13 protein-coding genes (1 of these 13 running past the window's edge) are annotated in these 11,501 nt (G+C 59.2%); 8 read left to right on the top strand and 5 right to left on the bottom strand.

Going from position 1 to position 11,501, the window contains the following annotated elements; translation table 11 throughout:
- Positions 1-387, top strand: the 3' portion of a protein-coding gene (locus V6C07_RS11990; protein ID WP_333536709.1) for an ArsR/SmtB family transcription factor. It extends 48 nt beyond the left edge of the window; 387 of the gene's 435 nt are visible here — the last part of the coding sequence; its start codon lies beyond the left edge, outside the window; its stop codon occupies positions 385-387.
- Positions 388-418: 31 nt separating this feature from the next.
- Positions 419-2,512 (top strand): heavy metal translocating P-type ATPase, encoded by a 2,094-nt coding sequence (locus tag V6C07_RS11995; protein WP_333536710.1) that lies wholly within the window; start codon positions 419-421, stop codon positions 2,510-2,512.
- Between the two features lie 295 nt (positions 2,513-2,807).
- On the opposite strand, the gene V6C07_RS12000 is transcribed toward V6C07_RS11995, so the two are convergent.
- From V6C07_RS12000 to moaA, 4 genes are all read right to left on the bottom strand, one after another.
- Positions 2,808-3,185, bottom strand: a complete 378-nt coding sequence (locus tag V6C07_RS12000) for an ACT domain-containing protein (protein ID WP_333536711.1) — start codon at positions 3,183-3,185, stop codon at positions 2,808-2,810.
- A gap of 279 nt (positions 3,186-3,464) precedes the next feature.
- Positions 3,465-4,448 carry a Holliday junction branch migration DNA helicase RuvB gene (ruvB, locus tag V6C07_RS12005; RefSeq protein ID WP_333536712.1) on the bottom strand — a complete coding sequence of 328 codons (984 nt, stop codon included), beginning with the start codon at positions 4,446-4,448 and terminating at the stop codon, positions 3,465-3,467.
- Entirely contained in the window at positions 4,448-5,062 is a 615-nt protein-coding gene (ruvA, locus tag V6C07_RS12010) for a Holliday junction branch migration protein RuvA (protein WP_333536713.1), read from the bottom strand. Before ruvA ends, ruvB begins: the two co-directional genes overlap by 1 nt.
- A 111-nt stretch (positions 5,063-5,173) precedes the next feature.
- On the bottom strand, positions 5,174-6,268 hold the full coding sequence (gene moaA, locus V6C07_RS12015) for a GTP 3',8-cyclase MoaA (RefSeq protein WP_333536714.1): 1,095 nt from the start codon (positions 6,266-6,268) through the stop codon (positions 5,174-5,176).
- On the opposite strand from moaA, the gene V6C07_RS12020 reads away from it, so the two are divergent.
- Positions 6,267-6,557, top strand: coding sequence for a DUF5334 domain-containing protein (locus V6C07_RS12020; RefSeq protein WP_333536715.1), 291 nt, complete (start codon positions 6,267-6,269; stop codon positions 6,555-6,557). The genes moaA and V6C07_RS12020 overlap by 2 nt on opposite strands.
- A gap of 43 nt (positions 6,558-6,600) precedes the next feature.
- On the opposite strand, the gene V6C07_RS12025 is transcribed toward V6C07_RS12020, so the two are convergent.
- On the bottom strand, positions 6,601-7,197 hold the full coding sequence (locus V6C07_RS12025; RefSeq protein ID WP_333536716.1) for a hypothetical protein: 597 nt from the start codon (positions 7,195-7,197) through the stop codon (positions 6,601-6,603).
- Positions 7,198-7,497: 300 nt separating this feature from the next.
- Between V6C07_RS12025 and V6C07_RS12030 the strand changes: the two genes are divergently transcribed.
- The 5 genes from V6C07_RS12030 to V6C07_RS12050 all read left to right on the top strand — a co-directional run.
- Positions 7,498-7,872, top strand: a complete 375-nt coding sequence (locus V6C07_RS12030) for a hypothetical protein (protein ID WP_333536718.1) — start codon at positions 7,498-7,500, stop codon at positions 7,870-7,872.
- A 5-nt stretch (positions 7,873-7,877) separates the two neighbouring features.
- Entirely contained in the window at positions 7,878-9,242 is a 1,365-nt protein-coding gene (miaB, locus tag V6C07_RS12035) for a tRNA (N6-isopentenyl adenosine(37)-C2)-methylthiotransferase MiaB (RefSeq protein WP_333536719.1), read from the top strand.
- The gene (locus V6C07_RS12040; RefSeq protein WP_333536720.1) at positions 9,236-9,850 is read left to right on the top strand and encodes a bifunctional nuclease family protein; all 615 of its coding nucleotides are present in this window, start codon (positions 9,236-9,238) and stop codon (positions 9,848-9,850) included. The genes miaB and V6C07_RS12040 overlap by 7 nt, the downstream gene beginning before the upstream one ends.
- Before the next feature lie 148 nt (positions 9,851-9,998).
- Positions 9,999-10,403, top strand: coding sequence for a hypothetical protein (locus tag V6C07_RS12045; RefSeq protein ID WP_333536722.1), 405 nt, complete (start codon positions 9,999-10,001; stop codon positions 10,401-10,403).
- 103 nt (positions 10,404-10,506) lie between these two features.
- Positions 10,507-11,501: histidine kinase (locus V6C07_RS12050; protein WP_333536723.1), on the top strand; the 995-nt coding region annotated here is incomplete at its 3' end.

Raw genomic sequence — 11,501 nt, forward strand, 5'->3', positions numbered from 1 at the left:
GCACGCATCCTGATGGCCCTGCGCTTGCGAACGCTATGCGTGTGCGAGATCACCACCCTTCTCGGCCTTGCGGCGTCCACGACTTCCAAGCATTTATTTTTGCTGCGCCAGGCACGCCTCATCGAGAGTATCAAAAAAGGTCGATGGGTTTACTACCGGCTGCCGCAAAACCCATCACCAAGCATCCGCGCGGCTCTGGCGTGGACCATGAACGAATTGGCCGACAGCCCGCAAATTGCCCAGGACGAGGCCGCGCTGCGCGGGATTACGCATAACGCCGGAATTCATGATTTTTTGAAAAGCAAGCACATTCGCGTGCCGGCCGACGAAGTTGACGGCAGCGACGAGACGGCCCCCGAAGCCGACACGGACAACACAGCTAACTGAATCACCCCGATGCCTCATACAGGAGACCCCCATGAGCCATTGCTCCGCAAAAGACCATAACCACAGTAGCGGACACACTTGCGCCTGCGGTTCCACCGCCCACCCCCTGGCCCCCATGAGTTCACAGAACGCTCAGGATTGCGCATGCGCAACCGCCGAACCTGGCGCCGCCTGCGAAACGACAGAAAACGAGGATGAACAACACGGCTGCGGCTGCAGTTCGTGCGGCTGCCATGACCATTCTCATGAGCATGGTCCTGGGGATGAACGCCGGGAACTTGCCATCATGGGCATTTCAGCAGCGCTTTTTGCCATTGGGATGGTAGCTGATGAGGCCATGACGCGGCATATCCCCAACTGGCTGGTCATTGTCGTATTCTACGCCCTGCCGTACTTCCTTTGCGGCTATGACGTACTACGCCTTGGCGCACGCAGCATCTTAAGGAAAGACTTCTTTAATGAGTTCAACTTGATGGGCGGCGCAACCATTGCGGCCATTGCTCTTGGGCAGTTGCCCGAAGCCGTGGGGGTAATGCTCTTCTACCGTATAGGCGAATTTGTGCAGGAACGTGCTGCGGGACATTCACGCCGTTCGGTCAAGGCGCTCCTGGCTGCCCGCCCCAGCACCGCTCATGAAATGCTTGCTGACGGCAGCACAAGAGACGTGCAGCCGGAAGACCTTGGCCCCGGCAGCCACATTCTTGTACGTCCCGGCGAAAAAATCCCGCTCGACGGCACTGTGCTTGAAGGAAGCTCGCAGGTCGACACCTCCCCGCTCACTGGCGAATCCGTGCCGCTTCTTTTGAAGCCCGGCAGCCGCGCTCTTGCCGGAACCATCAATCTTAATGGCGCTATCCGTATGGAGGTGACCGCAGCATTTGCCGAATCGTCCATCGCACGCATTCTGGAAATGGTGGAAAACGCCGCTGCCCGCAAGGCCCCCACTGAACGTTTCATCACCCGCATGGCCCGCTGGTACACACCTGCCGTAACCGGCCTTGCCCTGCTTGTGGCTGTGCTGCCGCCTCTTTTGGGGTTGGGCGACTTTTCACAGTGGCTTTACCGCGCGCTGGTGCTTCTGGTTATTTCCTGCCCCTGCGCCCTGCTCATATCCATCCCGCTCGGCTATTTTGGCGGTATAGGCGCGGCATCCCGCCGGGGCATCCTCATCAAGGGCGGCGCGGTGCTGGACAAGCTGCGCGATATCCGCGTGGCGGCCCTGGACAAAACCGGCACCCTGACCGAAGGAGTCTTTGAGGTCAACGCCGTGCTTCCGGCGCCCGGAACCGGTGAAGAGGACCTGCTGCAAGCCGCTGCACTGGCCGAAAGCCGTTCAAACCATCCCATTGCCCGCTCCGTAATCAGGGCTGCGGAAAAAGCCAATATCATCGCCGATGATTCTTCCATCACGGGAATGCGCGAAATCCCCGGCAAGGGTGTTGAAACAACCATAGGAGACACTATTCTTCTGGCCGGCAATGCGGCCCTGATGGAGGCCAACGGCATTGAGCCGCAAGCGGTAAACATGCCCGGCAGCATTGTTCAGGTGGCCCGCAACGGCCGTCTGCTTGGCGCGCTCGTGGTTGCTGACCGCCTCAAGCCCCAGTCGCCCGAAGCCGTTGAAAGCCTGCGTCATCTTGGTGTGAGCACCATTGCCATGCTGACCGGCGACCGTGCAGAACAGGCTCTTCCCATCGCCCAGAGGCTTGGACTGGATGTTCTCAAAGCTGACCTGCTGCCAGAGGGAAAGGCCGAAGCCCTTGAATCTCTTGGCCCGGTGGAAAACACCATCTTTGTGGGCGACGGCATCAATGATGCCCCTGTTCTGGCTACAGCTGGTGTAGGGGTCGCCATGGGCGGGCTTGGCTCGGAAGCAGCCATTGAAACGGCTGATGTCGTCATTCTGGATGACAATCCCGCGCGCCTGCCCGAACTGCTGCGCATAGCCCGCCGCACCCGCACCATCGTGTGGCAGAACATCATCATGGCTCTCGGCATCAAGAGCCTGTTCATGGGGCTTGGCATTGTTGGCCTTTCCGGCCTGTGGGAAGCGGTGTTCGCCGACGTGGGCGTGGCCCTCATGGCCGTGCTCAATGCGGCTCGTGCCGGAAAGATCGAACAGTAGCGCATGCTGCTTTTGCGAGCCCAAATTCGCAAGGCGTTACGGCACTTCTCTTCAAGAATCCATTGCTGAACAAGAACCCGGAGGGCAGAACGCACAAGAAACGTTCTGCCCTCCGAACTTTTCATTCATATCCAGCTGCAGAGCATTTGGCACGTAAAATGCTCACTTACGGCAGGCAAAGCCTGCCTGCCCGCATTACGTGGCTGGAATTTTCCTGAAAAATCCTTGCAGGGCTGCTGGCGCACGTCATTCGTGAACGGCTCTGCTCCATATGTTGCTCACACGGTGCATCGTTTCAGTCCGAAACCGCCTCAACGCCATAGCCCGCAGATTCAAGGGCCGCGAGAGCAGCCGCCAGCCTGTCCTGTTTTACCAGCACATAGTCAGTATCAAAGGTGGATACGGCAAAAATGCTGATCCCGGCCTGGGCCAGCACCGCCGACAGCCCCGCCAGCACCCCGGTCAGGCTGAAGTCCATTTGCCCGGCCACACGAAAAGCCCGCCAGCCGTCTTCACGCGCCTCATACTGTTGCGGCGCATCCTCCCGCAGGCAGACCACAGACAGCTCCGCATCGGTTTTACCCACAAAAAGCCACGAAGCCGTGAAGTCCACCGCCGCCATGTCGACGACCTTGCAGACAGAGAATTCCCCCGGCAGTACCTGAAGCGTCATATGCTCTCCAATCCTTGCAAGCCGCAGCATCGTGAAAAAATCTTTGAGCGGGTCGGCATAGCAAATGTCCTCCGTCCTGCTTAGATATCCGGCAGTGCAGATGCCCCGCCTGAAGCGTGTTCCCCGGCCGCAGGCAGCTTGCACAGGGCCAGGCCTTTGGACCGCAGTGCCGGTCAAATAAAGGCGAGGCCGCGGCAGCACAGCCGGGCTCCTTTGCACCCGCGTGGTGAAGCGCACAGCCTGGCCCATCCCTGTTCCGGGACCGCTGGTTGCCGTGCTTCAGGAAAGCAGCAGTTTCAGATGGGTATAGGCACGCGCGGTAGCCATGCGGCCACGCGGCGTACGCTTGAGAAAACCGCACTGGATAAGATACGGCTCATAAATGTCTTCAATTGTCCGCACTTCTTCAGAACAGGCGACGGCCAGCGTTTTTATGCCCACAGGGCCGCCATCGTAGTGTTTGATAAGCACTTCAAGCAGCTTGCGGTCCATCTGATCCAGACCGAGTTCGTCCACGTCCATACGCTTGAGCGCAACAGAAGCCTCATGCCCGTTTACCTGCCCGTCACCGTGCACCAGCGCAAAGTCTCGCACACGGCGCAGCAGACGGTTGGCAATACGCGGCGTGCCACGCGAGCGGCGTCCTATTTCTTCCGCCCCGTCAGGCGTGATGACCACGCCGAGAATGCGGGCGGTTCGTTGCACCACGCGGGCCAGATCAGCGGAACTGTAATATTCAAGCCGTGCCACGATGCCGAAGCGGTCGCGCAGGGGGGAAGAAATAAGCCCCATGCGCGTGGTGGCTCCCACAAGGGTAAAGGGTTCAAGGTCAATCTTTACGGTGCGGGCCGCAGGGCCTTGGCCGATAACAAGATCAAGCTTGAAGTCCTCCATGGCCGGATACAGCACTTCTTCAACCGCGATGGGCATTCGGTGGATTTCATCTACAAAAAGAATATCGTGCCGCCCAAGGTTGGTGAGAATGGCGGCCAGATCGCCGCTGCGCTCAAGCACAGGGCCGGAAGTACACACGAGGTTGACGCCAAGCTCTGTGGCCATGATCTGCGCAAGCGTGGTTTTGCCCAGGCCGGGATTGCCGTAAAAAAGCGTATGGTCAAGGGCTTTGCCGCGTTCGCGGGCAGCATCAAGGTAGACGCGCAGATTGGCCCGCAGGTCATCCTGGCCGATAAAATCTTCCAGACTGCGTGGGCGTACGCTTTCATCAATATTGACGGCCCCCTGGGGCTGACAAGACTCGGGCATCAGGCTCTCCCTCTGGCCAGGGCCTTCAGGGCGGCCCTGAGTGCGCCGCTTACATCCAGATCAGGCTCTTCATGCAGCAGTTTTTTTACCATCGGAGCGCACTCGTCTTCGGCGTAGCCAAGGTTGGCAAGACCGGCAAGCACATCTCGAAAGACGGATCCCGGCTTTTCACCCGTGGAAGCCAGCACTGCGGCCTGCGGGGCGTCATCCACCTTGAGTTTGTATTTAAGCTCAAGAAAAACATGCTGCGCGGTCTTTTTGCCGATGCCCGAAACGCGGGTGAGGGCCATCACGTCTTCTTCAAAGACGATGCGGCGCAAATCCTCGGGTCTGTAGATGGAAAGAATGGACAGAGCCGTGCGTGCTCCCACCTTGGATATGGAAACAAGCACCTCAAACGTCTGCCGTTCTTCAAACGTGGCAAAACCGAAAAGTTCAAGCGCGTCTTCGCGCACGGCAAGACTCGTATACAGGGCAAGGTGCTCTCCCCGCCCCGGCAGGACGGACAGGGTGTGCGCGGGCAAAGCCACTGCATAGCCCACACCGCTTTCGGTAATGAGCAGGCAGGTATTGCCCCATGTTTCGGCCAGGCGGCCTTCAAGATAGGCTATCATGGATTCCTTGCGGGTCAGAAGATACTACTGGCGGCACAGCCCCACACAGGTGCGTACGCAGCGGCCAGCATAACCGAATGCCCCGTTTTTTCCAAGCGGCCCCACCGGGCGTCAACCGCCGATGCCCACCATCTGCCTGACGGCCACTTCATCGCCGGAACGGTTTGCAAGCAGTTCCGCTCCTACGGGCTTTTCGGCGCAGGCAGCGCGTATGACGCGCTCGATATCAGCGTCCGTCATGGCAGGGTCACGCAAAAACCGGCGCAGTTCGTATTCCCTGTCGTCAAAAAGACAGGTGCGCAGATTACCGTCGCTGGTGAGACGCAAGCGATTGCAGGAACCACAAAAATGACAACTGACAGCGGTGATAAAGCCAAGGCGCCCCTTGCCCCCTTCCACCCGGAACATGCGGGCAGGCCCGGCCTCGGCCCTGTCCTCTTTTTCAGGCACAAGGCGCACCCGTTTTTCCGCTTCGGCGCGGATATCGGCAGCCGACCAGAAGGTGCTTGAATTCCAAAGAGTGCCGCTGCCCATAGGCATGAATTCAATAAAGCGCAGGTCAATGGGCATGGTGCGCGCCGCGTGGACAAAATCGTCCATCTGCCCGTCATTAACGCCCCGCATAGCCACGGCGTTCACTTTTACCCTGATGTCAGAAGCCAGCAGCCTGTCCAGCGCCGACAGCACGGCGGGCAGCATGTCGCGCCCCGTAACCCTGGCAAAAGTTTCGCGGTCAAAACTGTCCAGAGACAGATTAACAGCCTTTACCCCCACCTGTCGCAACAGGGGAATATGCGGCTCAAGCAAGGTTCCGTTGGTGGTAAGGCGCAGATCCATCTGCGGAAACCGCTCGTGCAGCATATGCAGAAAGCCGTCACACCCCTTCCGGGCAAACGGCTCCCCCCCGGTCAGGCGCACCTTGACCACGCCAAGGCGGGCCATAATGCCTACCATGCGCGCCATTTCCTCATACCGCAGCACCTGCGGATGCGGAATACAGGTCTGCCTGGCATTGCTGCAACAGTACATGCAGCGCAGATTGCAGCGATCCGTGACGGAAAGGCGCAAATAACGCACAACCCGGCCATGCCCGTCCACCAGGGGCGCAGAAGCAGCGGAAATTATCCGCTTGGAAGCTGTCCCCACGTTTTCTTCCACATCATGCCTGTTGCCAAGAAGCGGAAATGGATTTACATCTGCCTGCATGAAATACCTGCTTATGGGAGCGGCCCTTGCGGGCAGCCTGAGTTTTTCCCTGTGTGTCCCCCCGGAAATCCGGGCATGGGATGGTTTTGACGCAGCCTCCACCGACCTTGTAGAAGTAAACCCCGACCGAGTGCCTTCTCCGGGCGACACCGTGGATGTGCGCAACTACGACACCGACACCACGGAAACCTGCCTGGTGGAAAGCGTTTCTCGCAATGCACGCACTGTGGAACTGGTGGTGCGCACATCCTCAGGGGCAGCCCGCACCCTTGTCATGGAGGGCCGGTAAAAAAGAATGGGAAGCGGCCGTTCAAGCCGCCCCCCCCCAATTTTTACTGGCTGATTCCCTCGTCCGCGCCGCGTTCATAACCCGGCAGCAGAATGCTGGCGCTCTCGGCCTGACCCTGCCCTTTGGGACATTCGGACTGGAGGTGGCAGATTTCGCAGCCGCCACGGAAAGGAAAATGCGTAACAACCGCAAAGCGGCGCGCAAGAACCGACGATCCGGGCCTGTACTCAAGCCCCATTTTTTCCAGAGCCGCACGCAGGGCTTCCGTAGGCCGGGGCGATGGAGCACAGCCGGCATCTTCCACCTGGGGCAGCATGGCCTGCACAGCGCTCATGCACATGAACTGGGCAAGGTTGTTGATCATAAACCCGTCAGACGCGGATTTTTCCCAGGCCTCATCCACATCGATCTCAATGGATTCCGGCAGCCAGACCGCAAGATACGATATCTTGCCCGTGGAAATTTCACACACCTTCAACTGCGGCAGCCACTGACCCCACAGATCAACAAGCCGTTCCAGCACCGCCCCCCCGAGGCGTTTCTCCTGACTCATGACCATGAAGCCTTCCATGTCAAAATAGGGCTGGATGTCGTGTGTCTTTACACCGGGCTCGCCGCCCGCACTGTTAACCTCGCTCACATGCGCTCCTTGGAAGAAAAAGACGCGGCCAATACGCCGCCAAAGCAATACGCCAGCATCTGTCAGCCAGACGCGCGTACTCCCCGTCTGATAGTTTAACCAAGGGACGGGCCTCGTCAAGGGCCATACACGCAAATACCACCGGCTTCGCGCAGCGCTTCGCAGGCGGCTGCGGCTGTGGAACAGCCTTTTTCGCGGCTTTGCGCCCCGTGGACGCCATGCCCGGCTTTACTTGGCAGGACAGCTTTTTTATCATATGCCTTTGCCCCATACGTCATGAAACGAAGAAAAGGAATCCGTATGAACAAAGCCAATACACATCCCGCCAAAATCCGCTACAGGTACAAAACGGACGAAGACGCCCGCCTGCAAACGGCCCACGGCGTATGGGGAGGCATCAATCCCCAGGGCGAAATAGAAATGAATTTCTATCATGAAAGTGATTCGCTGCCCGCTTTTTCCGAACAGCTTGTGGCCCCCGACGGTTCCATCGGCTATGAAATGGTTCCCGGTGAGGATGACGCGCGCGAAGTGACCCGCTGCATCCACAGCCGCATCCTGCTCAATTACCACACCGCCCGCGCAGTGCTGGACTGGCTGGAAGACCGCGTGGCCGCCCTGGAAGAAGAAGAGGCGTCCGGCATGTACGAGGCAGACCTGGACATTGAACAATAGCAGCCATGATCGAAAAATCTTACCATATCATTACGTTCGGCTGTCAGATGAACGTGCACGACTCCCAGTGGCTGGGCCGTGCCCTCACAACACGCGGCTTTGTTGAAGCTTCACTTGAAGATGCCCAGGTGGTGATGGTCAATACCTGTTCGGTGCGTGAAAAACCGGAACAAAAGGTCATGAGCGCCCTTGGACGCATCCGCCAGGTCAGTGGCGGCAATCCCAATGTTCTGGTGGGGGTGGCGGGCTGTGTGGCGCAACAACTGGGTGAGGCGTTTTTCAGCAAGGAAAGTCAGGTGCGCCTTGTGGCGGGCAGCGACGGCATAAGCGGTGCTCCCGCAGCTATCGAACGCCTGCTGGAAGAGCCTGGCCTGCGCCTTTCGTTGCTGGACTTCACGAGCCATTACGTTGAACGCGAAGCCGGCCCGGAAACGTCCGAATTCACTTCCGGCCCGGTGGCCTTTGTCAATATCATGCAGGGTTGCGACAATTTTTGCGCATACTGCATCGTTCCTTTTACACGCGGACGCCAGAAATCACGTTCGGCTGCCGCCATTCTTGATGAATGCCGCGCCGTGCTCGACCGGGGCGCGCGCGAAATCACCCTGCTGGGCCAAAATGTCAATGCCTTCGGTCAGGATAAAAGCGGCGACGGCACAAGCTTTGCGCAGCTTTTGCGCCAGGTGGCCGGGCTGCCCGGCCTGGAGCGCCTGCGTTATGTCACCCCGCACCCCAAAGATATGGGACCGGAAGACGTGGCCGCTTTTGCGGAATTGCCCCAACTTTGCCCGCGCTTGCACCTTCCCTTGCAGGCAGGGTCTGATGCGGTGCTCAAAAGCATGCGCCGCCGCTACGACAGCGCGGCCTTCCTGCGTCTGGTAGACGAGTTGCGCGCCGCACGGCCTGACCTTGCCCTGTCCACAGACCTGATTGTAGCTTTTCCCGGCGAAACGGAAGAAGATTTTCAAAACACGCTTGACATGATGCGTGCCTGCAATTTCATGTCCAGCTTTTCTTTCATATATTCCGACCGGCCGGGAGCCAGAGCCGCGCTTTTCCCTGACAAAATAGCTCCGGACGAAGCCCGCGACAGGCTGCTGCGGCTCCAGGCCCTCCAGGACGAGTTGGGAGCGCGCTGGCTGCAGGCCCGGGTGAAAAACCACAACCGGACAACGCTGCTTCTGGAAGGTCCAAGCCCCAAGCCGGGCGACAACGCCGAACCGAGCTGGCAAGGACGCGATCCGTACGGCGTGCCGGTTCATGTACCGCTGCCCGCAGGAACCGACCACACTGGCCGTCTGGTGCAGGCAGTTATTACAGAGGCCAAAAAGCACAGCCTGTTGGCCGTACGCACGGGGGAACCATGGTAGAGATGCGTGTTTTCGGCCTGACCATTGACCCGCAGACCAAAAACCCCATCGTGATACTGCGCGAAGTGGAAGGGGAAACCGTCCTGCCCGTTTGGGTGGGGGCTATGGAAGCCATGGCAGTGTCCCTTGTGCTCAACAAGGAACGCCTGCCCAGGCCCCTCACGCACGACCTTTTGCTTATGACTCTCAAGGCGCTCAAGGCCGGGCTTGTCAAAGTGGAGATTACCGACCTTAACGAGGGTGTATTTTTTGCCCTTCTGGTTCTGCAAGGTCCGGGGGGGCGAGTGCGCGTGGACTGCCGCCCTTCTGATGCCATAGCGCTGGCAATGCGGGCCGAAGCGCCCATCATGGTCAACGAGGACGTGCTGCGCCGCGCAGCCGAAGCGCAAAAGAAAGCCGAAGAGCGTCTGCACGAGGAGGTTCTTTCCCCTGTGCCTGACGCCGCCACCGACATGGTGCGCAAAGCCGGCGCGCGCAAAGAGGCAGACATGCTGCACAACCGGCTGCTGCACGGCACTGTTCTGCCTGGTGGCACAGACCCGGAAGAAGAGCGCCGATTTCGTGAAATGCTGCGTTCACTTGAGCCTGTCTCACGCCGCAAGATGTAGGTGAACGGCTTTTCCACAGGTTTTCTAGAAAATTTTCTACACGCTATAACACGACGGTTTCATTGACTTAACAGGCAAAAGCGTTTTCCGGTCCGACCTAAAGCTTTTTGCTTCCGCTCCGATAGGCTGCCTAGTGGGGAAGAAAAGTATGCTGGACTATCGCCTGTTCAAGGAAATTAATGACCTTTTCGCCTCAGGGCATCACGACAAGGCACGGCGTCTGCTTATGGAAGTGCAGTCGCGCGGCATTGCCCTGCATGATGAAATAAGCATGCTCAAGGCGCGTTTGAAAAGCCTGGAAGACGCCCTCCACCTTGCCGAAACCCTGACTCTTGAAAAAGGGTTCTACTGGCTGGCTGCCAATGGTTTGCGTCAGGGGCCATTTTGCCCCCGCTGCTATGAATACGAAGGCGGGCTCATTCGCCTGGAGCGCACTCGCGGCTCCCTGCGCTGCCCCTATTGCCACGCCGCATACCACGGCCTTCAGAACGAGGCGGAATACGGCAACAATGCCGCTGGCGGACACGCCCGCATCATCCCCTTTGCCCACTGAGGCTCTTGCCTATACAGCTTCGTCCCTGTAGAATCCGTGCAGGAGCAGGGCGGCAATAGGCCCCTTCGCCTCCAGGAATTCTCCCTGTCCGCCAAGGAATGACATGACCCGCCCCGCCGGCCTGAACATACTCCTTCTCTGCGAAAACGAATCGCTGACAAGCCTTGACCGCCGCGCCTTGCGAGAGGCCGGAGCCAGTCGGGTCGAATGCATGACCTCCGGTATTACGGCCGCCCGCATGCTGGCCGGGCTTGACGATTCCGGGCCGGGCTTCACGCCGGACATCATCGTCTGCTCCCAAAAACTGGCTGATATGGATGGCGAACAGTTCTGCGCCATCCTGCGGCTGCACCCCCTGCTTCTCGGCCTTCCCGTTCTTCTCTTGCTGCCCAATGACAACGAGGCGGAACAGCTCAGAACTCTGGGCTGTGGAGCCAGCGCCCTTCTTGCGCGTCCATATTCCATCAATGTGCTCAAGGCTCACCTGGATTCGCTGGCTGCCGCCGCGTCGGACGTGCAGCAGCTAAAGACCGCACGGCAGTTTACCGACACCAGCGCTTTTGATCAGGCCCTTGAAACCTATGGCATGCTGCTCAAGCCGGTGCGCCGCCCCGAAGACTATTTCCGCGTGGGCATGCAGTGCCTGCAGCAGCGGCAATGGAATACGGCCATTAACGCTTTTCAGCGAGCACTGGGCGGCGCCCTGATTCAGGGTCAGGCACAGCTCGGCATGGCCGTGGCCTGGAAAGGCAAGGGTGACATGGCCCGCTATCGGCACTATCTCGGTCTTGCCGCCGCCACCTTTGTCCGCGCCAAAAACTGGCATCGCGCGCGCGCCGTCTACGCCGGGCTGCTCCGGGAAGATCCGGAGGCAAAAAGCCCATTTCTGTCCGAGTCTTTTCAGCTTATCCGGCAGGAAAAATATGATGAAGCCGCGGAAGTGCTTTCCCACGGACATGAACTGACCCCCCGCCACCAGATGACTGAACGCCTGGCCCAGACCTGCCTGAGCGCCGATCAGCCGCAGCGCATGCTGGAAAAACTGGAGGCCAGCCTCGGGCGTATCATGGGGGCCGCCGCCGGAACGCTGGCTGACGA

Source organism: Desulfovibrio sp. 1214_IL3152, from assembly GCF_036763055.1.
Classification (GTDB): domain Bacteria; phylum Desulfobacterota; class Desulfovibrionia; order Desulfovibrionales; family Desulfovibrionaceae; genus Desulfovibrio.